The organism is Psychrobacter sp. 1044 (assembly GCF_904846525.1).
GTDB lineage: Bacteria > Pseudomonadota > Gammaproteobacteria > Pseudomonadales > Moraxellaceae > Psychrobacter.
Genome location: NZ_CAJHAZ010000027.1, coordinates 1 through 26,877 on the forward strand (window position 1 = coordinate 1; position 26,877 = coordinate 26,877).

Annotated in this window: 21 protein-coding genes; 8 read left to right on the forward strand and 13 right to left on the reverse strand. The window is 42.9% G+C overall.

Going from position 1 to position 26,877, the window contains the following annotated elements:
• Positions 1-46: 46 nt before the first annotated feature.
• The gene (locus tag JMX82_RS13145; RefSeq protein ID WP_201540864.1) at positions 47-847 is read right to left on the reverse strand and encodes a hypothetical protein; all 801 of its coding nucleotides are present in this window, start codon (positions 845-847) and stop codon (positions 47-49) included.
• Positions 848-989: 142 nt separating this feature from the next.
• Positions 990-5,000, reverse strand: coding sequence for a phosphoribosylformylglycinamidine synthase (gene purL, locus JMX82_RS13150; RefSeq protein ID WP_201540865.1), 4,011 nt, complete (start codon positions 4,998-5,000; stop codon positions 990-992).
• 465 nt (positions 5,001-5,465) lie between these two features.
• Between purL and JMX82_RS13155 the strand changes: the two genes are divergently transcribed.
• Positions 5,466-5,960, forward strand: a complete 495-nt coding sequence (locus JMX82_RS13155; protein WP_193009253.1) for a pyridoxamine 5'-phosphate oxidase family protein — start codon at positions 5,466-5,468, stop codon at positions 5,958-5,960.
• Between the two features lie 198 nt (positions 5,961-6,158).
• Here JMX82_RS13155 and JMX82_RS13160 read toward each other — a convergent pair whose 3' ends face one another.
• The 8 genes from JMX82_RS13160 to acs form a co-directional block, all read right to left on the reverse strand.
• Positions 6,159-6,932 (reverse strand): hypothetical protein, encoded by a 774-nt coding sequence (locus tag JMX82_RS13160; protein ID WP_201540866.1) that lies wholly within the window; start codon positions 6,930-6,932, stop codon positions 6,159-6,161.
• A 218-nt stretch (positions 6,933-7,150) separates the two neighbouring features.
• A complete protein-coding gene (gene pgsA, locus JMX82_RS13165) occupies positions 7,151-7,822 on the reverse strand; it encodes a CDP-diacylglycerol--glycerol-3-phosphate 3-phosphatidyltransferase (RefSeq protein WP_045443785.1) in 672 nt (223 codons plus the stop codon).
• A gap of 795 nt (positions 7,823-8,617) precedes the next feature.
• Entirely contained in the window at positions 8,618-8,854 is a 237-nt protein-coding gene (locus JMX82_RS13170) for a hypothetical protein (protein WP_227675952.1), read from the reverse strand.
• A 161-nt stretch (positions 8,855-9,015) separates the two neighbouring features.
• On the reverse strand, positions 9,016-9,237 hold the full coding sequence (locus tag JMX82_RS13175) for a hypothetical protein (protein WP_201540867.1): 222 nt from the start codon (positions 9,235-9,237) through the stop codon (positions 9,016-9,018).
• 133 nt (positions 9,238-9,370) lie between these two features.
• Positions 9,371-9,799, reverse strand: a complete 429-nt coding sequence (locus JMX82_RS13180; protein WP_109591139.1) for an MgtC/SapB family protein — start codon at positions 9,797-9,799, stop codon at positions 9,371-9,373.
• Positions 9,800-9,879: 80 nt separating this feature from the next.
• Complete coding sequence (locus JMX82_RS13185) at positions 9,880-10,719, reverse strand: NADP transhydrogenase subunit alpha (protein ID WP_227676788.1); 840 nt, start codon at positions 10,717-10,719, stop codon at positions 9,880-9,882.
• A gap of 70 nt (positions 10,720-10,789) precedes the next feature.
• Positions 10,790-11,068, reverse strand: coding sequence for an NAD(P)-binding protein (locus JMX82_RS14300; RefSeq protein WP_227676790.1), 279 nt, complete (start codon positions 11,066-11,068; stop codon positions 10,790-10,792).
• A 243-nt stretch (positions 11,069-11,311) separates the two neighbouring features.
• Positions 11,312-13,273 (reverse strand): acetate--CoA ligase, encoded by a 1,962-nt coding sequence (acs, locus tag JMX82_RS13190; RefSeq protein ID WP_201540868.1) that lies wholly within the window; start codon positions 13,271-13,273, stop codon positions 11,312-11,314.
• A 523-nt stretch (positions 13,274-13,796) separates the two neighbouring features.
• Here acs and JMX82_RS13195 point away from each other — a divergent pair.
• Entirely contained in the window at positions 13,797-15,113 is a 1,317-nt protein-coding gene (locus tag JMX82_RS13195) for an NAD(P)/FAD-dependent oxidoreductase (protein WP_201540869.1), read from the forward strand.
• A gap of 282 nt (positions 15,114-15,395) precedes the next feature.
• Positions 15,396-16,364, forward strand: coding sequence for a pirin family protein (locus JMX82_RS13200; protein ID WP_201540870.1), 969 nt, complete (start codon positions 15,396-15,398; stop codon positions 16,362-16,364).
• Between the two features lie 138 nt (positions 16,365-16,502).
• On the opposite strand, the gene JMX82_RS13205 is transcribed toward JMX82_RS13200, so the two are convergent.
• The 3 genes from JMX82_RS13205 to trpB all read right to left on the reverse strand — a co-directional run bounded on the left by JMX82_RS13205 (position 16,503) and on the right by trpB (position 20,295).
• Positions 16,503-17,606, reverse strand: coding sequence for an alkene reductase (locus JMX82_RS13205; RefSeq protein WP_201540871.1), 1,104 nt, complete (start codon positions 17,604-17,606; stop codon positions 16,503-16,505).
• Positions 17,607-17,947: 341 nt separating this feature from the next.
• Entirely contained in the window at positions 17,948-18,850 is a 903-nt protein-coding gene (locus tag JMX82_RS13210; protein WP_201540872.1) for a DMT family transporter, read from the reverse strand.
• A gap of 218 nt (positions 18,851-19,068) precedes the next feature.
• The gene (gene trpB / locus JMX82_RS13215; RefSeq protein ID WP_201540873.1) at positions 19,069-20,295 is read right to left on the reverse strand and encodes a tryptophan synthase subunit beta; all 1,227 of its coding nucleotides are present in this window, start codon (positions 20,293-20,295) and stop codon (positions 19,069-19,071) included.
• A gap of 394 nt (positions 20,296-20,689) precedes the next feature.
• Between trpB and JMX82_RS13220 the strand changes: the two genes are divergently transcribed.
• From JMX82_RS13220 to JMX82_RS13240, 5 genes are all read left to right on the forward strand, one after another.
• Positions 20,690-22,288 (forward strand): GMC oxidoreductase, encoded by a 1,599-nt coding sequence (locus JMX82_RS13220; RefSeq protein ID WP_201540874.1) that lies wholly within the window; start codon positions 20,690-20,692, stop codon positions 22,286-22,288.
• 741 nt (positions 22,289-23,029) lie between these two features.
• The gene (locus JMX82_RS13225) at positions 23,030-23,347 is read left to right on the forward strand and encodes a helix-turn-helix domain-containing protein (protein WP_201540875.1); all 318 of its coding nucleotides are present in this window, start codon (positions 23,030-23,032) and stop codon (positions 23,345-23,347) included.
• Entirely contained in the window at positions 23,319-24,275 is a 957-nt protein-coding gene (locus JMX82_RS13230; protein ID WP_201540876.1) for a reverse transcriptase family protein, read from the forward strand. Before JMX82_RS13225 ends, JMX82_RS13230 begins: the two co-directional genes overlap by 29 nt.
• A gap of 448 nt (positions 24,276-24,723) precedes the next feature.
• Entirely contained in the window at positions 24,724-25,728 is a 1,005-nt protein-coding gene (locus tag JMX82_RS13235; RefSeq protein WP_201540877.1) for a lipoate--protein ligase, read from the forward strand.
• Positions 25,729-25,947: 219 nt separating this feature from the next.
• Positions 25,948-26,814 carry a PAAR domain-containing protein gene (locus JMX82_RS13240; protein WP_201540878.1) on the forward strand — a complete coding sequence of 289 codons (867 nt, stop codon included), beginning with the start codon at positions 25,948-25,950 and terminating at the stop codon, positions 26,812-26,814.
• Positions 26,815-26,877: the final 63 nt, after the last annotated feature.

Genomic DNA, 26,877 nt, shown 5'->3' on the forward strand with positions numbered 1-26,877 from the left:
GTGAGTAAGTCATGATAATTGAGTATATCTGTTGAGATGTTTTATCTTATAACATTTTTATACTTAATGCACTATAGCTAATTTCTTTATCGTATTGATTTAACATCAAACTATTCGATAAGTCTAATATATTACTATCAACAGCTCTTAATAACCCGTTTTGAAATAAGTTTTCAAGATAAATCTTTCGTATTCTCTGTTTTAAATCAGATTTACACACTTCATTTGTCACAAATCGAAAGACAAACTCATTTTTCTTATTTTCATCTAGAATGCTTAGTGTTTTTAAAAAGAACCAAATTGTCAAAAATAAGTTAAAAGCAAACCAAGAAATTAGAGTCATGCTCAACAGTAAGCTGAACTCAGGTATCAAACTTTCATTAAGAATCAGACTGAACGCAAGAACAATAGCTAATGATAGGCCACTCAAACCAGCAAACATAAAACCAGAAAATTTTTGATATAAAGAAAAGATGACTTTTTTGCCCGCTTTATCTTGAAATAAAATACTAACAAGCGAAATTACTAAGGGATAAATTAAACCTACAATTGTAATTTGGCCAGTCAATAATATGCCTAGCCAATTGGAGTCTGGCTTAGCTTGAACGTAAGATGAAAGAAATTTCGTCCATAAATATATATTTATGCTAATTGCAAAACATAATACCACTAATAGAAATAAATATTTTTTGTAAGAGTTTGACCAAGAAACTACGCTTGACTCAATAAAGCTTGAACGGTTATCTAGATAAGCCTCGTTTTTAAACAAGGTTTCTTTGAGCTCATTATTAACATGGTAAGATAGAGGGCGAAGCCTATTCAAGAAGCTACCAAATTTTTCTGACATATAGCATCCTTTTCAAGAATTCAGATATTAAAATTAATTTTTTATTAAAGTTAAAATCAAAGATATATATTAGCGCTAAACATAAAAAAAAGGTGAGCTTTACGCCCACCTTTTTTTATTATCTAAAATAACTCCAACCAGTCTATCTTAACCAAGCACGAGCGTTGCGGAACATACGCATCCACGCGCCGTCTTCATCCCACTCTTCTGGTTTCCAGCTGTGGTTATAGGCTTTTAGGTTGCGCTCAGGATGTGGCATCATAATCGTCACACGACCATCAGTGCTACACAGACCCGTGACACCGCCGACCGAACCGTTTGGATTGAGCGGATACGTCTCAGTTGGATGACCTTGGCTATCGACATAACGCATCGCAAGCTGACCGTGTTTGGCCATACCGTCGATTTCGGTATTGTCTAGTGTGGCATAGCCTTCACCATGCGCCACAGCGATTGGCAAGATGCTGTCTTGCATACCTTTAAACAGGATAGACTTGGTACGCTCGATTTTCACATTGACCGTACGCGCTTCAAAACGAGCCGATTGGTTGGCGATGAAGCGTGGGAAATTATCTGCACCTGGGATGAGGTCTTTTAACTGAGCCATCATCTGACAACCGTTACAGACGCCTAGTGAGAAGGTTTCAGGACGGGCAAAGAAGCGGACAAACTGCATGCGTAACTCGTCATGGAACAAGATAGAGTTTGCCCAGCCAGAGCCAGCGCCCAATACATCACCATAACTAAAGCCACCACAAGCGACTAGACCATCAAAGTCACGTAGATTGATGCGACCACTGAGTAGATCGCTCATGTGTACATCGACTGCTTCAAAACCAGCTTGCGTGAAGCCTGCTGCCATTTCTGTCTGACCGTTGACGCCTTGCTCACGCAAGATGGCGACTCTTGGTTTGCTGTTATCAGAATCAGCACGACTGTTTACATATGGCTCTTCAACCTTTTGATTCAAATCAAAGTTCGGCGCAGCGATCAGACCTTGATGGCTCGCATCAGCAATCAAGTCATACTCTTGCTGTACGCACGCTGGATTATCACGGCGACGAGCGATTTGATAGCTGACCTGAGTCCACGCTTGCTGTAATTCAGTACGGCTAAAGCTGAGAGTATCATCACCCATAAGCGTTGGCGTTTGGATAATGAGGCTGTCTTCTTCTGAGCTTTGACCGACGAGGCTGAGCATATCAGCAACATTAAACTCTTCTGCCAATTGCATCAATGCGGCGAAGTTTTCTGGTAACACTTGGATGACCGCGCCCAATTCTTCGCTGAACAATTGACCGAGTAAGTTATCATCAGTCAATGACAGTTTGATACCTTGACGACTGGTGAATTGCATCTCAGCGATAGTTGCCAATAGACCACCATCACCGATATCGTGATAGGCGCTGATGACGCCTTGCGCGTTACCCGCTTGGACAAAGTTAAAGAAGTCAACCAAGTCGCTTGGCTGTGCCAAATCTGGGCAATCGTTACCTAATTGGCTCAGCGTCTGCGCAAGGATTGAACCGCCTAGACGTAGCTTACCTTTAGACAAGTCAATACGGTAGAACGCGCTGTCGCCATTGATTAGCTCAGGGGTTAGCGTTTTTGCCACATCAACCACAGGAGCAAATGCGGTAATCACAAGGCTCATTGGTGACACAACTGATTTGTCCGTCTCACCTGCTTCACTGCTGTCAGTCCAGTTGGCACGCATCGATAGAGAATCTTTACCGACTGGAATCGCGATACCTAGTGCTGGGCACAACTCTTCGCCGACGGTATAAACAGCGTCAAATAATGCTGCGTCTTCCGCATCATCACCGCAAGCTGCCATCCAGTTCGCTGACATCGTGATATCTGATAACTGTGCAATACGTGCACCAGCGATATTGGTAATCGCTTCGCCAATGGCAAGTCGTGCTGAGGCTTGTGGGCTAATTAGCGCAACTGGTGTACGCTCACCGATACTCATGGCTTCACCGCTCATCACCTGACCATCAAGCGCAATCAAGCCTGACGCTGTCACAGCACAATCTGATACAGGCACTTGATAACGACCAACATACTGATCACGGACTACCATACCCGTGATAGAACGGTCACCAATGCTAATCAAGAATGATTTGCTGGCGACCGTTGGGTGACGCAACACGTCTTTGATAGACTCAGCTAAATTAACATCGCCTAACTCTAATGCAGGTAAGCTCGTGTCATGACGCTCAAAGCTACGCTTCATCTTCGGCGTACCACCGAGCAATACTTGCATCGGCATATCAACTGGCTGCTCATCCAATAGCGTATCGTCAACAACTAGCTGACGGACATCCGTGGCTGTTCCCAAGATGGCATACGGGCAACGCTCACGTGCACAGATCGCATCGAATTGGGCTTCGCTTTCTGGATGAATCGCGAGGACATAACGCTCTTGCGCTTCGTTTGACCAGATGGCCATTGGCGACATGCCAGCTTCTAATGATGGAACTTTACGCAGATTTAGTACCGCGCCCATCTCGTGGTCATTGACCAGCTCTGGCATGGCATTAGACAGACCACCTGCCCCTACATCATGTAGTGAAACGATTGGGTTGCCGTCTTTGCCGCCATTACTTACATCTACATCACTACCGGCTAGTGCCCAACAACGATCCATCACTTCTTGGCAACGACGCTCCATCTCAGCATTGTCACGCTGAACTGAGGCAAAATCCAAGCCTTCATCAAGTGAACCACTATCAACAGAAGACGCTGCACCACCGCCTAGACCAATCTGCATCGCAGGGCCACCAAGGACGATTAATAAATCACCTTGTTGAATGGTATTTTTTTCAATGAGGTTGCGTTTGATATTACCGTAACCACCGGCAAGCATGATTGGCTTATGATAGCCGCGCATCTCACTGCCGTCTTTTGCCGCTGACGTATCCAACTGAAAGCTACGGAAATAACCGCATAGGTTAGGGCGACCAAATTCGTTTGAGAAGTTGGCTGAACCGAGTGGCGCTTCAGTCATAATTTCAAGACTGGTTGCCATACGATCTGGCGTACCGTAAGCCTGCGTACTCAGTTGACCTGACTGCTCCCACTTTTCGCTAAGCTCTGGGATATGTAGATGTGATACGTGGAAGCCTGTGAGACCTGCTTTTGGCTTACCGCCACGACCAGTTGCGCCTTCATCACGAATCTCGCCACCAGCACCCGTCGCCGCACCCGAATAAGGGGCAATCGCTGTTGGATGGTTATGGGTTTCGACTTTCATTAAAATATCGATTTCTTCTTGATGAAAGTCATAAGGATGAATTGAATTGGCATCCATCGCGTCGGTAGGAATTGGATAAAAACGCATACCCTCAGAACCTGCCATCACCGCAGCGTTGTCTTTATACGCTGACAAGATACCTTGTGGATTGGCTTTATAAGTGTTCTTAATCATTTGGAACAGTGATTTTGGCTGTACTGCGCCATCGACTGTCCATTCAGCGTTAAAAATCTTATGACGGCAATGCTCTGAGTTTGCCTGTGCAAACATCATCAGCTCAACGTCCGTTGGATTGCGTTTTAGCTCATTGACATACGCATTCATCAAATAATCAATATCTTCGACAGATAGCGCAAAGCCAAACTGGGTGTTGGCAGACTCTAGCGCCGACTGACCTTGTCCGATGACATCGATATGATTCAGTGATGCTGGCGCTTGATCGTCGAACAATTTACTGACATCGCTCAAGTTATAGACCAAACTCTGCGTCATACGGTCAAACAACACCTGCTCAGCGGCAGTAGACAGCTTTTCACTGATCTTGCTATCGATGGTCAGCGTATAGACAACGACACGCTCGACGCGATTGATCGCAATTTCACAGTTATTAAAGATATCGGTCGCTTTACTTGCCCATGGCGAAATCGTGCCAAAACGTGGACCTACGATGACTTGTAACTGATTGTTTTTTGGGGCTGCAAGGACAGTACTACTATCGACAGCAAGTAAGTCTAGCGCTTTTTTATGCTCATCACCTTCGAGTTCTCGTGATAACACATACACTTGCTGGGTATGGATTTGGCTGACATTTAGCTCGGTTTTTTGCTGGAACTGACTGATGAGTTGCTGCGTCTGAAAATCGGTAAGAAACGGTTGTCCGGCGATGGTCATCATAAAGGCATAATCCGTAAGATCAAGGCATCTCTGCCATGCAAAGTAAATGGTCTGGGTATTATAACAAGAAGCCCTGTAATAAGCAGGTCAAAACCAAGATAAATTGCTGATGCTTGCTATTCAATAATAGTGAAATCTTTGCCATCGTTGAAACCCTTGTTACTTTTACAACATGGTACTTTCACAATAGAAACTTAACAGCGATATCGTCACAATTTTTACCTAAAGCTTATAGTCCTTACAAACCCTCACATCGCCTTACGGGCAACCTATATAAACACAAGGTCACAACTCGGTATTCTAGTTTCAGTTGTTAAGGCGATGATTGTTTTTCTCAATTCATCTGATTTTCGATATTTGAAAAACGCTTAATTTGGAAAACACTTAGCCTGAATAAAAACTACTATAAACAATCAACTATTTAATCACTACGACTTAATCAAAATAAAGAAAGGGAGATTTACTATGAGTAGACAAGACCATATCAATAAAGTGCAAGAATTGGTAAAAGACATCAAGTTTGCTATGATGACAACTCGTACTCACGAAGGTCATTTGCATGCCTGCCCAATGACAACGAGCGAGACGAGCATCGGTGCAAAAGAGATTTGGTTCATCGGTGACAAGAGTACCGAAACCGTGAGTGACATTGAGAAAGACCCGCAAGTAAACTTGGCTTATGTCAGTCAAGATGCCAAAAATTATGTCTCAATTAATGGCAAAGCGGAACTGGTCGAAGACCAAGAGAAATTAGACGAGCTATGGTCGCCGATCTACAATGCTTTTTATGAGCAAGGTAAAGAAGATCCAAATGTACAGCTGATTAAAGTCGTACCACATGGTGCAGAATATTGGCTAAGTGGTAGCTCGGTTGTCAATATGTTTAAGATGACCACTGCTGCCGTAATGGATGGCAAAAAAGCGACCAATTTGGGCGAAAACAACTCAGTCACGCTGTAATACCAATCCCAAAAACTACGATTAGCGGTGTCAAACTTGTTTAGTCTACAATGCGTAGTACTTGCACTCGTTTTCCTTGCTACTCTAGTTTTTATAAATGGTATAAGCTACACAAATCCTAAATAATAAGAACAAAAACGCCAGTTGCTAATGCGACTGGCGTTTCTTTATGCGTTATCTATTTTCTATCGATAGGCATTACTGCGGTGGTTTCGCATAACCATTGTCCGCAGGGTAAGCTTGCGGCTGTTGAGGCTTCGGCTTAGATGGATCATATAGGCCATAAACTGCTGTACCTATTACACCTGTATTATTGATAGAGCCTGAGCTGGTATTGGCAGCATAGGCACTTTCTGGTTTGCTAAATATAAAGGATGCTACTGAGCTTTGGCTCTTACGGAAGCCTTCAATCACCAAATTATCATTTGGATTTAGCACATATCCACTGTCATAGCGACTGGCAGCGCTGCCATTGAGGACATTGATTCCATCGACACTAGCGACGATTTCATAAGTGTTGTCGCTGTTATTATGATACACCAAACGGTAGGCCTGACCCGCTTGACCTTGGACGTAATAATTACCCGAATCTCGATAGATCGATAACGTATCTGTGTCCGTTTCCATCGAAAAATCCATCTTGCCCGCCAGTAGTGATATGCTATTAACCGCACGTCCATTATAAGACTTATCAGCATAACGGACTTGCATCTGCTCGATAGGCTCACTGCTCGTACGGCGCAGATCAACAGTCGTCACTTTTGAGTCGACGTCATCGCCCCATTTTGTCCCCAAACGCTCAGATTCTGCCGCGTCCTGAGTGGAACGTTCTGCAGTAGCATCTGTTTGGGTAGATTTTTCTCGCTGAATGGTTGAGGTGGACTCTTCTTGCATGTTTGAGCCAGAAGAACACCCCGTTAATAATGCCAACAATAATACGGCAACGCCCGACTGTGTCTGATGTAATGTCATGCTTATTTCCTTATTTGAATGCCGTTTCATGATAGCTCGATCAATTTTCTTGTATTTTGTTTACTAATTTTGAGTATATATCAACCATACAAACAATGTCTAAGACAAATAGGCAACATCAGCCGTATTTCAAACAGACCATAAAAAACGCCAGCGGCTAATGCGACTGGCGTTTTTTGTTGTCTATGTTGTTTGTTGACCATATCTGCGTTATATATTTACCCGCTTTGCTTTAGGTACGGCCAAGCCGCTTTGAGATAAATCATCATCGACCATAGTGTCAAAATAACAGCAGCAACCATCAGCACATAACCGATCGTTTCGAGCGACTCCCAGTTTAATAAAAGTACCGTAATAGCCACCATTTGAAACGTCGTTTTTAGCTTGCCGACATATGACACTGCCACACTGGTACTTTTGCCCAACTCTGCCATCCATTCACGTAGCGCTGACACCGCAATCTCACGCGAGATAATCACAATCGCGGCGATTGCCATAATAATATTGGGATGCCATTGCACCAAGATAATAAGCGCCGCCGCCACCATTAACTTATCAGCGACAGGGTCTAAAAAACGACCAAAGGCTGACATAACATTAAGCTTACGGGCAAAATATCCATCAAGCCAATCAGTAATCGCTGCAATAATAAAAACGCTAGTCAAAAGTAAATGGCGTAACAAGCTATCACTAAACTCGCTCATGCCGACCCGCGCAATCACATTGTCTGAGATAGCAGGCATGCCAATCCCCATAGCAGGTGGCCAATAAGCAATCGCGACAAATAGCGGAATCATTAAAATCCGCGCGATAGTAAGGTTATTAGGCAAGTTAAAAATACTCTTGGTATTTTGCGGCTCCTGCGTATGCAAATGCGTATTCTCAGTCATGGCAAACCCAGTTTTATATAGACATATTAATGGTAGATAGCTTAGCATTTTTCACGCAGGTCGTCATGCCATCTCTTTAGCTATTCAGTTATCGATATAGTCAGTTGCATTTAAAAACAGTCGGTTGAATTTAAACCTAGTACAAGGCATCGCAGTGTAGATGTATATCTAATACTTCAAGCGAGGTTAACGCAGTAATATTTTTATAGTGGAATGACTATACTATTAAAATTAATCAATCTTTCATATATAACTACAAAACTTTGCTACGCATTTTTCAATGTTAGATATGACACGACTAAAAGACTCATCTACTGGAGATACAATACGACATTAATTTTCTCTCTTATAAGCTCTAAACGTAATGTCATGTAACCAAAATAGCCAAACCGCTGCCAATTGCGCTATGATAGCGATTCTGATAAAAACACTTGTACACTTAAATATGTAAGTAAATATATGCAGTTATTGAATTAATCACCACCACCCTAATATTAGTTAATATAGAAACACTCATAATAACAATAGGTCACAACCACTGCCTCTGTAGTTCCTTTACACGATCAGTTTTCCTCGGCCCACAGTTCCTCCTCTGTGGGCTCTTTTTTTGCCTGTAATTTATGCTTAGTTAAAGGTTCTTGTAATATACAAGTATGACTATCTGCAAAAATCTGTATTGTTTGAGCAATAATCTAAAAAGCGGCATATTGCTTACAAGGAAAAACCCACCATAAGGTGGGTTTTTATAATACAAATGATGAGTCGGCGATGACTTAATAAGACAAAGAAAGGTATTCAGAGCTTTACATCACTCAGTGTCATCGCAGTTATCTTAATTGGCACAGCGAATAGCCACGCAGTACCAGCAGTACAATAGAATCTGTTGTTATGATAAGACACGATTTGGGCAGTAAAATCGTTTGAATCTTGATCACACATAGCTTCTTCATCACTATTATCATCTACCGCACACCATATCTCATGGCAGCCATGCTCAAGCATTACACGAGTCAGCTCACTTCCTCTAAGCACTATATTCACCTCTAACTTCGTACTATTTTGTATATTATGTTATACGAATATAACTGTTTCTTAGCAATTTGGACAGCTTTATTTTCAATTAAAGTATTACAAATTAATATACAAACTTTCAGTTATAAGCGGCTATAGATTTAGATCATCATAAAAAAGTTCTACTTTTTTACTGGTATGGCGCATTGCCATTCAACGCCTTCTTTACAGGAGAAGTTATCATTATCAAAAGAAATAATGTGCTTTAGCGAATCATATTCAGTGCTATCGATACTAGCCATCGCTTGCTCGTCGCTCTCATTACTGACCGCGCATAAAACCTGCTTATCCCCTCGTGCTAGCATGGCACAAGTCAGTACACTACCTCTCAATCTGGTACTCATAAACTATCCTTTATTTTCAATAAGTTATAGATTTCTTGCTATATCATATAGATATAGAGATACTATATAGTATTGATTTATAGTCTCTTTAGTATTTAAGTGTATATGCACGTTAACTCATCGCACCCATCGCTTAGTATTTTTTAACTTTAAAGGGCTCTGAGAATTGCAAAATCAAAAAGCCAACGACCGATAATATAATGGCAATCTCATAACGACCGTAAGCCACCGAAATACCGATGGCACCTGTATTCCATAAGCTCGCTGCCGTGGCAGTGCCCTTTGAGCCTTTTTCATTTTTAAAAATCGCCCCACCACCGATAAATCCCATACCTGTGATGATGGCATACATGATTCTCGCTTCACCAGTAGCATCATAAATATCCATACCAACCAACATGAACGCGCATGACGCAATGGTTACCAGTGGAAACGTCCTTAACCCCGCGCCGTTGTCTTTCATCTCACGATTAAGGGCAATCGGTAATGACAATATAAAGGCGATACCCAACTGGAAAAAATGATAGCCCATCAGCTCTAAATCTATATCGAATCCAAACATCGTTATCACCTTGTCATATTAAGAAAACACCCTTAAAGTCCAGTTTCGGATAGCGTCAGTCGCTAAGTAAACTTTCGCCATTATTTTGCTTTGTTGATTGCCTCAACCGTCTGCTGTGCCATTTGATAGCAACTTTCGATATTGCCTTGTCCGCACCAATCACCACTGACAATCCATTGATGAGACTCGTCTATCAAGATGCCTAATGCTTCTTTATCACTATCAGAAACAGTGGCGGCATAGCGCCAACGATGGCAATCTATTTGGCTAGGAGCATGTTCATCATTCCAATTCAATGCTTGCTTGGCAGCTATTAATAACTGCGCTTTGATCGTCTCCATATCGTCATCGACATGCTGCTCTGACCAGTCGTTGCGCGCATGAATAGTGACACTGGGTAGCAGGTCATCGCGAGCAGGTTTTTGGTGATCGACAAATATTCTATCGAGTATAGAGTCATTCAGATAAGCCACATCCCAGCGTGGCGCTGCTTGAGCGCTTAACATTTTTGGTAATGTATCAAAATTATCCCATCCTAACATCAGGGTATAACACGCCAGCATTTTTGGCTTAGAAATCTTGGCTTGCTCAGCAAAGCCGCTCTCTGCCATTAGCTCTATGGTCTGACCATTAGGCGCGGTACATATCACCCAGTCAAAGTGACCTAGACTCGCACCAGTCTCGTCAAATAGCTCAGTTTTTTTATCAACCTTTTCCGCTAGAGAATTATCATATTGAGCCAATGGTGCAACGCGGGTTTTAAATTTTATGGTGCTGTACTGCAACTCATCAGCCAGTGTACGCCCCCAACTGGTCATTTTTGGCGTACTGATATAGCGGGCTTGCGTGGTGTTCCATTGCTCTTTGATGTGAATATCAGGCGATTGAATATCATGGTTCGCTGGTGTTAAATCAATCACCTGCGCGCACCATGGCTGTAGCAATCCCGTCTCTAACCAAGGCGTAATGAATTGCTTAAAACTTGCCGTCTTAGCCGTAAAAAACTGTGCCCCAAATGCCCATTGCCAGTTTTTGCCAGTTTTTGCCAGTGTGACTATCAGTACGATATCGAGTGGCTAAACGCCCTACGCTACGTGACTTTTCAAAGACATTGATTTGCGGTAAGGGTGTTTGCGCACTATCTTGTGCTATGTTCTGAGCAAAGGCGCGCTCTAATAATGTAGCGGTAAACAGCCCCGTCAAACCACCACCAATGATAGCGATTTTTGGTGATTCTGTAACGACAGCGGGCAAAGAATGATTGGTCATAATGACAGCAGGCCTCATATAATGTTTGATAAAAAAGGGAGTGATAATAGTAGGAATATTTTAGATAATATGGTTATCGTTAGATAAGATGGTTATAGAAAGTATTGAACCTTTAAAGTTTGTTGATATCAATATCGTCTGCGTAAAAAAGCCATGCTAGTTTTCATAACATGACTTTTCTGAACGCTAATCGTCTATTTACTGAGCGTGCTTTTAGCAATATCTCATTATCGATAATTTAGCCTACTCTCCTCGCGCAGCTTTGACTACCTCAACCAGCTGATTAATCACCGAGCTATCCGCAAGAGTAGACAAATCACCCAAACCAACATATTGACCTGCCGCAAGGTTACGTAAAATACGGCGCATAATTTTACCCGAGCGGGTTTTGGGTAGTGCCTCAACGATATGAATAGCATCCAAATTGGCAATCGGACCAATCTCAGCGCGAACATGTCGATTCAGCTCAGCTTTTAGCGCTTCTGTCTCTTGTTCACCCGATTTTAAAATAATAAAAGCACAAACGCCCATGCCGCGAATCTCGTGCGGCATCCCGACAATGGCGGCCTCCGCTGTCGCGGGATGCGCGACCACGGCGCTCTCAATTTCTGCTGTTCCCAGACGATGCCCTGCGACGTTAAGCACATCATCGACGCGACCCGTGATCCAATAATGTCCATCTTCGTCACGCTGCGCCCCATCACCAGTGAAATAATAACCGGGATACTCACTAAAGTACGTCTGTAAAAAACGCTCATGGTCATTATAAATGGTACGCATTTGCCCCGGCCAACTGCTGTTAATTGCCAAGTTTCCTTCAGCAGAGCCTTCTAGCATAGTACCGTCACTATCAACAATCTCTGGCTTGATACCATACAAAGGATTCATCGCTGCACCCGGCTTGAGGGCGACCGCGCCTGGTATCGGTGCCATGAGAATGCCGCCTGTCTCAGTTTGCCACCAAGTATCTACAATCGGACACTTGCCGCCACCGACGACATGATAATACCAGTCCCATGCTTCTGGATTGATCGGCTCGCCGACTGTTCCGAGTAGTCGCAAACTTGAACGATCAGACTCCCGCACAAAGACATCGCCCTCCTTCATCATCGCTCGAATCGCCGTCGGTGCAGTGTACAGAATGGTCACATCGTGCTTATCGATAATATGACCGATGCGTGCCCATGTGGGATATTCTGGTACACCCTCGAACATCACCGTCGTCGTACCATTGGCAAGCGGTGCGTAGGTTGCATAGGTATGACCTGTGATCCAGCCTACGTCCGCAGTACACCAGTAGACGTCATCGTCTTTAATATCGAACACATCTCGAAAAGTAGAGAGTGCATAGGTGATATAGCCGCCCGTGGTATGCAGCACACCTTTAGGTTTGCCAGTAGAGCCAGAGGTATACAATAAAAATAGCGGGTCTTCGGCATTCATGACTTCTGGCTCGCAATGTTCTGACTCGCCATCGACCAAATTATGATACCAAACATCGCGGCGACCACTCATCGGCACAGAGTTGCCCGTACGATGAACGACGATGACGTTGGTGACGCTATCAGTACCATCCATATCTAGTGCCCGATCGACATTGGCTTTGAGCGGCGTATGCTTATTACCACGTAAGCCTTCATCAGCCGTAATGATGATTTTTGAGCGGCTGTCTATCAGGCGATTGCCCAAGCTCTCAGCAGAAAAGCCACCAAAGACCACGGAATGTACAGCACCAATACGTGTACATGCCAGCATCGCTATCATTGCCTCAGGTATCATCGGCATATATAAGGTCACGCGATCGCCTTTTTTAACCTCAAGCTTACGCATGGAATTACCCAAGCGACAGACCGCTTGATGCAGCTCTTTAAAGGAGATGATTTTGTGCAGTGAAGGGTGATCACCCTCCCAAATAATGGCAGGCTTGTAAGGATTTTTTTTGACATGTCGGTCGAGACAATTGACAGAGATATTCAACTCGCCGTTCTCAAACCATTTTATGCGAAAATCATCCAAATCATAGTTAACGTCGCTGATTTTGGTCGGTTTTTTTATCCAATCGATCAGCTCGGCACGCTTCGCCCAAAAAGCATCATTAGCCTGAGGTGATTCGATAGATTTTTCGTAGTCTTCGCGGTATTGTTCAGCGGTAGTGTTGGCAGCAGCGATAAATTCGGCCGCAATGGGGAATGATTTTTGAGTCATCGTATTTGTCCTTTTTAATTATTATGACCTGCATGCATAACGGTCGAAAACGACTGCCTGTACAGGTGATAAGGGTCATCTTCCATAATGTGTGACACTCACGGTTAGTTTGACAAATAAGCAGAACGGTTGCAAGGTATCAAAAGCCATTCATAACAATATGCCTATATAGCGGTATACTTGATCACCCATGATAAAATTTATTGACGAGGTGTGGTTTTGCATCTACTCGCTTTTAATCTTGCTATTGATTAATTTAAAACATGTTTTGATTTTGGCATAAACTTTTATTTTGGTATAAATAAAGGCATCACCGTCTAGATATCAGATAATGATATGACATTTAACCCTTGTAACCTTGTATGAAATATGGACAATAGCTACACGCGAGATACGACGCCAAAATACACCCTTCACCAAACCCTTTTATTGACCTGCTGCTATAAAGATAAGCAATCGGCGTTGTTGATTCGATGACGGATTTGGTGGCTGGTTTTTAAACCTATTATTTTATGAGACTACCATGAGCAATCACCGCAATGCATCACAATACACCCACTATGATGTCATCATCATCGGCGCTGGCGCGTCAGGGCTATACTGTGCGCTCACAGCGGGTCGCCGTGGTCGCCGCGTACTGGTATTAGACCATGCCAATAAAGCGGGCAAAAAAATCCTCATGTCAGGTGGCGGACGCTGCAACTTTACCAATTACTATGTGGAGCCTGAACACTTTATCGGTGCCAATCAACATTTCTGTAAATCAGCGCTCAGTCGTTATCCCAGTTGGGAATTTATCAGTATGGTGGCAGCACATAAGATCCCTTACCATGAGCGCGAACATGGTCAGCTGTTTTGTGATGATTCAGCGCAAGATATTTTGACCATGCTCCTCGCAGAATGTACGGCAGCTGGTGTACAAGTACAGCTAAATGCGCAGATTAACAGTGTACAGGCTGTCGAAAATGACAAGAACGCCAAATTTGAATTACTGACCAGCAAGCAGCTTAGCAAAAAAGAAAAGCAAGAGAGAAAAGAATCTGCCAATCAAACCAAACTGCCGCAAACAGGCTACCGCTGTGAGTCACTCGTGGTCGCCACAGGCGGACTGTCTATTCCAACGATGGGAGCCAGTGGTTTGGGATATGAATTGGCGCAGCAATTTGGGCACACGCTGATCGCAACCGATGCCAGCTTAGTGCCTTTTACCTTTACGGATAAAACGGGTGAGCTTATCCGATCTTTGGCTGGTATTAGTTTGCCAGTCATCGCTAGCAATGAGCGCATCTCTTTTAAATTGCCTATGTTGTTTACCCATCGCGGACTGTCAGGCCCTGCTATGCTACAACTATCAAACTATTGGCATACTGGCGAGACCATTAGTATCAACCTGCTGCCAAATATCGACATGACAGCGCTGCTCCTTGCGCACAAAAAATCGCACCCAAAGCAACTGATTCGGACAGTCGTCGCGGATTATACCGATAGTGGCGATGACAGTAATAAGCTACCAAAAAAGCTGCTTGCCGCGCTACAAACGCACCTTTGGGACGATATCAAAGACACCGAACTTGCCAATATTAAAGATGAGCGGCTGACGGAACTTGGCGCGACTTTGAATGGCTGGCAGCTCAAACCCTCTGGTACAGAAGGCTATCGTACCGCTGAGGTGACCCGCGGCGGCGTAAAAACTGATGAAGTCTCCTCAAAGAACATGCAAAGCAACATGCAAGAGGGCTTATACTTTATCGGTGAAGTGCTGGATGTTACTGGTTGGCTTGGCGGCTATAACTTCCAATGGGCATGGGCCAGTGGCTTTGTCTGCGGTGAAGTGGTTTAGCCTCATTTAATCATAACGATGTAGCATTGTTTAATCATAAGCAGTGCTTATCGGCAGCACTTACAGATAGCACTTACAGATAGCATTTATAAACAGTGTCATGGCTAAATGCCCACCACGCCCTAACGAGATATCCCTATTTTTATTCTACTTAAGTTGCCTTTTATCTATATTAGTCCTTGATAAATTATTAAAATAAACACAATATAGGTAGCTATAAATGTAGCTTAACTTAACAGAATTTTTTTATTAAAAAATACGTTTTGTCTGACGAGGTAATAAATGCGTCCTATTAAAAATATTCATGGTGATAAAGCGCCGCACTGGGTAGGTGACGGTTTCTATGTAAAGACCTTAATCAACCATCTTGACGATAATCCTCATTTTAATTATAGCCATACCGACCCGTTTTTGTTATTCGATTATGGCAAACCAACGACCTTTGATCCGAACCCCAATTATAAAACACAGCCGCATGGAGTCGGACAGCATCCACACAAAGGCTTTGAAACCGTCACTATCGCCTACGAAGGTGAAATCAGTCATGCCGATTCAGTAGGCGGGCAAGGAATTATTCAAAAAGGCGATGTGCAATGGATGACCGCAGGTCGTGGCATCATGCACGAAGAGTTTCATTCGGAGGCTTTCGGTAAACGCGGTGGCGTCTTTAGTATGGTGCAACTGTGGGTTAACTTGCCAAGTGCGCACAAACTGACCGACCCAAACTATCAAAGCATCAAACGGGCAGATCTGCCTATCGTTGAGTTGATCGACAGCAGCAACCCTGACCACCAAACGACGATTGGTAAGGCAGCTATCATTGCTGGTGCATGGCAAGAAATCACAGGCGCGGCAAATACCTTTACTCCGATTAACTTATGGAATATTGAGCTGCATACTGAGGGTGCGACGACGCTAAAAGTGCCCAACACCCACAATACGCTACTACTGGTACAAGAAGGTGAGCTACTGGTCAATGGTACGTCAGTCAGTGCCGGTAATTTGATTCAATTTGATGCGCCAACTCAGCACCGTACTGATGACCAAGCTCAGCAAACACTGGCTACTGATAACATTGAGCTGCATTATCCTGCTACCGAAAATGACGAGCAAGCACCAGTCAAGCTTTTACTATTAAGCGGCGAACCTATCGGTGAACCAGTCGCAGGTTATGGACCCTTTGTAATGAATACCCAAGAAGAGCTCCGCCAAACGTTTCGGGATTACCAAACGGGCAACTTTGTCAAATAGTTAAAATACAGGCATCAAAAAGCCACCTGACGGTCTGCGTCAGGTGGCTTTTTATTATGTGCTTATGTATCGGCTAACGGTGAGGGTGTTTTTAACACACCCTAAGGTTAGCTAATCATAAGGGCAGCTGATTATCGATTATGCTTGGTTAAGAAATGGATAATCGGTATAGCCTTCATTGCCGCCACCATAAAAGCTCTCTGGGTGCTGCTCATTGAGCGCCGCCCCTTGTCGGATACGCTCAACCAAATCAGGATTGGCGATATAATCACGGCCAAAAGCAACCGCATCGATATAGCCTTCCTTGATATTTTTCTCCGCTTTTTCAGCAGTATAGCCACCAGCAGCGATGATCATATTATCAAAAGCATCACGGACACGCTGACGGAATGCATCACTATAAGGCGTGCCACCTGCCCAATCAGGCTCAGAGATATGCAAATACATCAGACCACGCTTGTTGATCTGTTCAACTAGCCAAATGTTTTCGTCTTCGTTGTAGCCTGCTTCTACATTGTTAAACGTGCCAAGTGGCGAGATACGAATACCCACATGATCAGCATCCCACGCATCAACACAAGCATCGATAACATCAAGGGTCAGACGCGCACGATTCTCACGGCTACCGCCATACTCATCATCACGCTGATTGGTTTGCTCAACCCAAAACTGATGCAATAGATAACCATGCGCACCATGAATCTCTACCCCATCAAAGCCTGCTTCTTTAGCATTTTTGGTCGCTTGGGCAAAATCAGCGATGACTTGCTTAATCTCATCAAGTGTCGCTGGACGTGGCGTAGTCGCTTCAACGCGAATGGCGTGGTTATTGCTATCACGCAATGACGTACGCACACCGACATGCACATCAGACGCTGAGATCGGTGCTTTGCCATCAGGCTGCACGCTTTCATGCGCAACCAATCCTGTGTGCCATAGCTGTACGACAATTTTGCCACCTTTGGCATGGACATTATCAACGATGGTTTTCCACGCAGTGATTTGATCTTGGGTATGGATACCCGGCGCGCCAGCATAGCCTTTTGCCTGAAAAGATACCTGCGTCGCTTCAGTAATAACAAGCCCAGCACTCGCACGCTGTGAATAATACTCTCCAGCAAGTGCCGTCGGTACATCACCAGGTTCGATCGAACGCAGACGTGTCAACGGTGCCATGATGATGCGGTTTTTTAGGGTTTGCGTACCCATTTTTACGGGTTCAAATAAATTATCGTGTGCCATAAAAAGCCTTATTTGTTGTTATAAAACCATAATGATTGGTTTGTTATTAATGAATAAATAGCGCGCTCGTTTTTTAATACGCTATTTATAATCCGTAGTCTTTATAGGGGGCAAACGTGATAATTCCAAGGAAAAATGACCAACAAAAATATCAATATGGCATGATATCGGTATTGATAATACTCATTATTCAACGCCTCTTATTAGCCTATTAAGCGAATGGCTTTAATCATTGAAAAACATAAATAGCAAAATAACATTATTTATCAATGATATGCACTCATAACCTTTCAGTCAAAAGTCTACTTGGAGCGTGTTGAACGAAGACCCAATCGAGATTTTTACAACTTGAGCATCTTTTTAATGGACAACTCTAAAGACAAGTAAGTGCCAAACAATATCACCATCGAGCCGATGATCGCAGGTGTGTCCAATGCTTCACCAAGCAATAAGTAACCCAATATAATCGCAAAAATCGGAATCACTAAGGTAATACTGGTTGCACGCATAGGACCAATACTTTTTATCAATTGATTCATAAAAATCAAGGCAATAGCTGTTGAAAAGACGCCAATACAAATGACAGAAACCCAAGCAGTAAGGCTAATGCTTTTACCATATGGGAATTCATAGACTGCTATCGGCAACATGATAATACTGGCAATGATGAGCGAACCTGCGGTAATAGCGACTGGTGAGACATTATATAAGTAGTTTCTGGTGATATTGGCACCGACGGCATAACCGACACAGGCCAATAACGCATAGCCCATTGGTAGCAACCCTGAACTTGACTCAGCGCCCTGCCCGCTACCGCCAAATAAGTTTTCACTCATCAAAATAATCACACCGATAACACCGATAACTAAACCGAGAATTTGTGTTCTTGACAGTCTGTCTTTAAAAAAGGTACTGGCGATGAAACCGCTCATCATCGGCACAGATGCATTAAGCACCGCCAACACCCCTGCGTTTACCGAGCGCGCTGAAAATGCAAACAGGATAAAGGGAATAGCCGCAGAAAATAATCCAACCAGCGTCAACACTTTCCAATTATCCCGTATACCCTCTCTGTTTTTTGGGCTGATTAAAACAAAAACCAGCATGGTCAGCCCAGCCAAGACCACACGAAGGCTCGCAAAAGCTAACGAGCCAAATTCAGGCACGCCGATACGATAAAAAATAAAAGACAGCGACCACATAAAGGATAAGGTGATAAAAATAATGAGGTCGCGGTTAGACATGGGGTGATCCTATCAAGCGTTAGACGATTGCTCCTTACTTATAAAATGGCTATTTATGAACTTCTCGTTATGAAATGATTGTTATCAACAAATTCATCATAAAAGCGCAGTTATAAAAGGCTCAGTCGTAAAAAGTATCGTGTGATAAAAAAACCTCGATGATAAATTTTTAATTGCTCGATTGATGTTGTATTTTCTGTATTTATCACTGATTTCTTCTACAAATTTACTTTATCCAAAATAAAGTCAATATCCTTATCGCCGCGCCCTGACAAATTGACCAAAATCGTCTCATCCGCTGACATATCCTTGGCGATTTTCATCGCATAAGCGATGGCATGTGCCGACTCTAAGGCAGGAATAATACCCTCAAGGCGCGACAATGCCATAAACGCTTCTAAACATTCAGCATCAGTCGCCGACTCATAAGTGGCCAGTTTTAAATCTCGCAGATGCGAATGCTGTGGTCCAACCCCAGGATAATCAAGACCAGAAGCAATCGAATGTACGGGAGCTGGCTCGCCTTTTTCATCGAGCAGCACGTAACATTTAAAACCATGAATTTCGCCTTTCACGCCCAGTGACATCGTCGCCGCATGATTAGGAGTATCCAGACCTTCGCCTGCGGGTTCTACGCCGATTTTTTGTACCTCTGCATCATCAAAAAAGCCGCTAAACATGCCAATAGCATTGGAGCCGCCGCCAACACAAGCGACCACCTTATTAGGCAGCTTACCCGTCGTCGCTAAGAACTGCGCCCGTGCTTCATGCCCAACCACCGACTGAAAATAGCTGACCATTTCAGGATATGGTGCAGGCCCCAATGCCGAGCCAATCGCAAACATGCTGGTATCAAGCTCATTCAAATAAGTCTCAAAGGCGCTATCGACTGCTTCTTTTAGCGTCCCTGCGCCGCGTGAGACTGGCACGATATTGGCACCCAAAATCTTCATCCGGCTGACGTTTGGATGTTCTTTTTTAATATCGACCACACCCATATGAATCTCACACTCCATACCCATCAAGGCCGCTGCCGTTGCCAATGCGACGCCATGTTGCCCCGCGCCCGTCTCCGCAATTACCTTTTTTTTGCCTAATTTTTTGGCTAATAACACTTCACCCAAACAGTGATTAATCTTATGCGCGCCCGTATGGTTTAAATCTTCACGTTTAAAATAAATCTGCGCGCCGCCGCAATGCTGGGTCAAACGCTGCGCATGATAAATGGGACTTGGACGACCGACATAAGTCTCACGCAAGCGCTTCATCTCTTTGATAAAGTCATCGTCTTTAATAATTTCACGAAAACCTACTTCGATCTCGCTCATGGCTTTGGCAAGCTCAGGATGAGCAATTTTGCCACCAAACTCACCATATAGACCATCGCTATTCGGCAAGATGGATTGATGTAAACCGTAGCCCGTGGCGGTATTTTTCGTTGTCATAGTTAAGCCTTATTGTTTTAAATTAATTACTACTATTGTTGTCTTTGCCGAATTATTTAGTGTTTTTAATGATAAAAATGTTTTGATGTATTTGTGTTCTAGTACATTGAAACAAGATAATAAGCGAAATTCCCTATTTGGTCAAGTTTACGCCTTACTCTAAAAATAATTGACTAAGTAACTGGCTAAGTCATTGGCTAAAAACTGGTAAGAGTAATCGATGAACGAAAGCCCGATTTGCCTATAAGTACTACAGCAATCGTGTGACTGAAATAATAACGCAACCTATGTTTGCTAATATGATGCTCGCTTGGCTTAGCGCACCTTTATAGTCAAAAGCTAATATTATTTCATACAGGCTTTTTTTAGCTTAAATATCAAATTAGGATACACCATGCAACGACGCCAACTGATTAAAGCCATGGGTTTAAGCTTAGGCGCTATCAGCACCTCCGCTGCGGTGAGTGGTTGCCAAACGCTTGCTAAGCAGCCAAAGCTACCGAGTAAAGTCATCCAAGCTGGGCATTTTCCTAATATCATCGTTGGTAGTGGCTATGGCGGTGCGGTATCGGCGCTGCGATTGAGCGAAAAAGGTCACAAGGTTTTAATCCTTGAGATGGGTATGCGCTGGGATAGAAGCCCCAAGCATGATATCTTTTGCAAAATGATTAGCGCTGATAAACGCTCAAGCTGGTTTAGCAATATGCCAAACGCTCCTATCCCCATTCCGATACCTATCAAAAAGTACCCTGGAGTTTTAGATTTAATCGAATATGAGGATATGAAAATCTTTGCAGGGCGTGCTTACGGCGGCGGCTCTATCGTCAATGGCGCGATTGCCATTCAGCCCAGACGCTCGCACTTTGAAGAAACGTTTCCTTGGATTGATGCTGATGAGATGTACAACACTTACTTCCCGCGTGCTATGCGAGCATTAAAAGTCAGCCAAATTCCGGAGTCATTTTTTAATCAATCCGAGCATTACGAATTCACCCGCTCTGCTGAACGCCAAGCCGAAAAAGCGGGACTAAAAACAGAGTTTTTCGGTAATAGCTACGATTTTGACTATATGCAAAAAGAAGCCCGCGGCGAAGTCTATAAATCAGCGCTCGGCGGTGAAGTTATCTATGGCAATAACGCTGGCAAGTATTCACTGGATTTAACCTACCTAAAAGACGCTGAAGCCACGGGCAATGTCACGGTCAGAACCTTGCACAAAGTTAATACTATTCAAGCGCTCGATAACGACCAACTGCGCCTAGAAGTGCATGTCATCAATAAAACTGGCGGCGTGGATAAAGTTGAGCATTATACCTGCGATAAGCTCTTCCTTAATGCGGGCAGTACGGGCACCTCAGAGCTATTATTAAAAAGCCAAGCCGAAGGCAAGCTTAATCATCTAAACGAGCATATTGGTCAACATTGGGGACCAAATGGCAACATTATGACGGGGCGCAATTTTGTCCACGCTGCTGGCACTACCCAATCTACCATTCCCGTTAAAGGCATCAATATGTGGGACGGCGATAGAGGTGGCTCAAAGTACAAAATCTTTGCTGAGCTTGCACCATTACCGTTAGGGCTTGAGACGTGGACGACGCTCTATCTCGCCATCACTGACAACCCAGAACGCGGCAATTATTACTATGATAAAGCGACGCAAACCGTCAAGCTCAACTGGAAACGTGAGCAAAACGATTACTCAGTAAACGCCGCTCAAGAGTTACTAGACAAGCTTGGCGAGTCCAATGGCGGCACTAAGGCTAACCTGTTATTCAATAACGGTTTCGGCGATGATTTCTGCTATCACCCGCTTGGTGGCTGCGTGTTGGGGTTGGCGACGGATGAAGTGGGGCGCGTTAAAGGCCATAAAAATATCTATGTGCAAGATGGCGCGTTAATCCCCGGTAGCGCGGGAGTCAATCCGTACGTATTTATCACTGGACTTGCTGAGAGGAATATGGCGAGGATTTTGAGGGAAGATTTTGGGTAGGGAGTTGGGGTTTTAGGATTTGGTTATATAGAAAGCGCTCTTGAGGGGAGTTTTTTTGGGTTTTGGAATTGTGGAATCTATTTCCTGCCATCTGCTTGTATCTACTCATCTGGGCGAAGCACTAGCACGGTTTGGGTAGTTGTGGTTGCCTTAACATAACAAGGGGAGATGAATTATATAAGTCACATTTGCTCTGACACGAGGTGAATTAAAAAACTTTAAAAAAACAATGTCTTATTAAAAAAATCAAAATATTTATTAGTATTTTATACGCTGACAGCGAATTAAGTTTGCATTTAACGAATATATGTATTACTATTATTTCGTTAATAGGTTTCAAGACTTGAAATCTCATCATTGTTATTTAGGTATCAATTCATACCTGTGGAGAATATTTATTCTCTAATCCTTTCCCGGGTATTGTGAACTCTACGGACACAGAGAGCATAATAACCGAGGGTTCACACTCTTGCGATGAGCGCAAGAGTGTGGCATTGGGACTTGTCGTTGGGACACGTCTTTCCTCTAATTACGATGAGAGGTCAGCATTTTGCTGACTTTATTAGAGGAGTTATTTATGAAAGAACCTATTAAATCCCAACGAGCACTCAAGAATCGTAAGAAAAAATTCATCTGGAAACTCTTCAAAGGATTGTTAGTAGTGTTAAAGTTCTTTGACTTGCTTGACAGCTATTTTGATAAGGATTCTTGAGTGTCATCCTAAACGCATGTGAGGTTCATATGATTAATCAAGCTCTTAAAAAGATTCGTGAATTTCATAACATGAAACAAAACGAATTAGCTAATAGTATAGGTATTTCTAACTCATATTTATCTGAGATTGAGAGTGGTAAAAAGTCACCAAGTTTAGATTTGCTTCAAAAGTACTCAGAATTATTTGATATACCAGTATCATCCTTAATATACTTTTCCGAAGAACTAAATAGTGGCTCTGGTTCATCTATTAACAAGCTTAAAGTAAAATCAAGGAAGTTTTTACTAAAATTACTAGAATGGAGTGATTCTGTTGATGAAAAAAAAGAGAAAACTCAAAGTTAGACACTTCAATAAACAGTACCCAATTCATCAGTCTCCTTTATATAGACTATCTAGTTTAAAAAAGCTTTCAGTACTACTTGCTATGCCTTTAAAGGATATTAGGAAGCTAAATGGTAACAATGATAGTCGTTACAATGTTTTTACGAACAAAGATGATCGAGAGATTCAAGAGCCTTTCAATGAAATATATGTAATACATAATAAGCTTGCTAGTCTTCTGTCTCGTATAGATACGCCTACCTATTTACATTCTTTTAAAAAGCAATATTCCCATATCACAAATTCAAAGACTCATCTAGGCTCAGAACAAGTCATAACTTTTGATATCAAAGCATTTTATCAAAACATTACTCAAGATAAGATTAGGATGTTTTTTAAAAACGACTTAAAGTGCTCTCCCGATATTGCTTTTTTGCTTTCCAAAATATGTAGTTATGACAATCATCTTCCTACAGGAAGTCAAGTAAGCATCTATTTAAATTTTTTAGTTAATAGAACAATGTTTGATGAAATGCATAGTTTGGCAGAAACACTAAAAATCTGTCTTACAGTATATGCTGACGATGTCACTATCTCAGGTGAAAAAGTTGATATGGGTATGCTTAATACTATGTCTAAAATAGTTGAAAGACACGGTCATACCATAAATAAGCAGAAAACTCGTAAATATTCAAACAATCAAGTTCCTGTCATTACAGGTATTGCCTTATGCAATGGTAAAACACAACCAACTAATGAAAAATTTAAAGAGTTACGTCAAAAAAGTAACTTTCTATTGAGAGTTTCTAATGATTTAGATTTAGATTTCTTGAAAAAAGAAAGTATGTCTTTGGATGGTACATTAAATTATTTTTCACAACTTAGCTCTGAAGTACCTAAAAGTACGTTAGAAGCTAGAGACAGGCTCGCAAAGTTACTTGGTATATAGGCTAGGAATCTTATCTAGCTTTTATTTTCCGTAATTCTATAGTCTAAAACGTCAATCTATGAATTATTGCTAACGACTATAGTTTCAATCACGCTAGATGCGTAGAAGGTAGCAGGTCTCACCGCTAGCCCTGATAGCAGCGGTATCCTAACGCAGGCGATGGCGATGCGGACTATGGCTGGTGGTGGTCGCTCGAATGTTGGAACGCCACCAGACAAACCAGTCCGCACGCCATCGACAAGTTAGATACAAGCGCATAGCAGGATCAGCTCCAAAAACTAACCATCCATCAAAAACTTAAAAAACCTTCTTCTTAAAATCTAATCAAAATATTCAAATCCTCTTCCCTACCACACCCCCATTGAATTCCGACCTCGCATCGGCAACAATGACGGTATCTATTTATAATATTCACTCTAGAAAAACCATTCGAGAAAAAGGACAAAAAATGAAACTGCGCATTTTAAAGTCTGCCGTGACCAACCCTTGGTTTAATCTCGCGACCGAGGATTGGATATTTAATACCCTCAATCCCGACTCGCACACACTATTCTTATGGCGCAATAGCGAGACCGTGGTCATTGGGCGCTCGCAAAACCCATGGGTAGAATGCAAAATCGATAAAATGCAAGACGACGATGTGTTTTTGGCGCGGCGTCAGAGTGGCGGTGGCGCGGTGTTTCATGATTTGGGCAATACCAACTTTACCTTTTTATCACCCAAAGCCGATTACGACCAAGCAGCAAACTTTACCATTATTATCAATGCGCTAAAAAAGCTCGGCATAGACGCGAATTTATCTGGTCGTAACGACATGCAAGTCGGTGAGAAGAAAATATCAGGTAGCGCCTTTAAACATGCAGCGGATCGCAGCTTTCATCACGGCACATTACTGGTAAATGCCAATATGCAAAAGCTGGGCGATTATCTCAATCCGCATCCGCTTAAACTCAAAGCCAAAGGCATTAAATCTGTCCGCGCGCGCGTCGCTAACTTAGTAGAATTTAACAAGTCTATTAATCACGAGACTTTATCCGAGGCAATTATTGAGGCGTTTCGTGAGTATTATGGAGATACTGCACCTGTAGAAGAGTTGGATGAAGCCAGTCTCGCCAAGCAACCAACACTGAATAAATACTATCAACAAATGGCAGATTGGGATTGGCGCTTTGGTAAGACGCCTGAATTTTCCCATCATATCGAGACACGCTTTGATTGGGGCATTATTGATTTGCACCTTGATGTGAAGCAAGCAGTGATACGCGAGGTCGTCATTTTCTCTGATGCGCTAAACGTTGAATTGATTGACCTATTAAAAGACACGCTGACTGGCATTAAATACAATAAAGCCGACATCAAAACCAAGCTGGACGAATTAGGCAAAGCGCATGCGGAGTTGGCGGCGCAGATTGATGACGTATCTAAATGGTTGAGTGAGCAGCTGGAAGGTTAGATTTTTGCTTATACTAATACTGATTAAAAAGTCTCAAGTCCTTACTACCGTCAGTCATTCTAACGCTTTTATGCTTTGCGCAGGCTAATCTTGAGATATGAGCTCTGCTTCTAGTTAAACTTAAGTTTGATATTTAACGCTTTAGCCATCTATAATGTGATGCAAATAATAGACTCCAGTTAAGAGTCTACACTTTGGGCATTTAAGCAAGGTAGCACTATGGCAGCCTATATCACAGTCGGCGCAAAGACCTCTCACGGTGGGACGGTCATCTCCGGCTCACCGCACACCACTCATAACGGTATCCCAATCTCGCGTATAGGCGATAAAGTCATTTGTAAAAAATGCAAAAAGGTGACCACTATTCTTAGTGGTGATGCCTCTTTTATCATTGATGGCGCGCCCATTGCTCGTGGCGGTGATGTCACCAGCTGCGGCGCTAAACTAATCGCTAGTCAGCAGTCATTTGCAGAGTCAGGATTTGATGTGGGTAGTATTGAACAGGCAGCGCCTTTGCAGTTTGCGAAGTCGGAGCCTGATGTTTTATTTGGGAATAGCTTTGTAGAGGATGATGAGGAGCCTACTGAAGATGACTATGTCATCACTAATTTAGGTGATGACGTTGATGAAATTGCAGCTGACTCACCTACGTTGCAGGAAAATATCAAAGATTTGCAAGAAGCAGGTTGGGACATAATGTATGGTCCTGATTCTGAAGGAACATATACTAATTATGAAGATAAAGAAATAGTAGTTTCTGAATATTATAAAGATAAGCCAGCCATGGCTATGCATGCGCTCACTCATGAGGTAGGTCATGCTACCTATCAAGGAGAAATCGACATATCAAGTAGAGATGCTTATATTGATAGCAAGCTAAAAGGAGAAGGAGGCGCTGCGATTTACAGTGTCATGATCAGAAAAGAGTTACTAGATAATGGTGCCATAGATATTATGAAACCGCATAGTGATCCAAATGAGCTTAAAACTCTTGTATCAGCATATGAGAAATATGGTGATGATCATAGCGCTTGGAGTGAAGCGGGAAAAGTATATGGAAATCGTGAGACATCTATAGTGCATTAAGTATAAAAATGTTATAAGATAAAACATCTCAACAGATATACTCAATTATCATGACTTACTCAC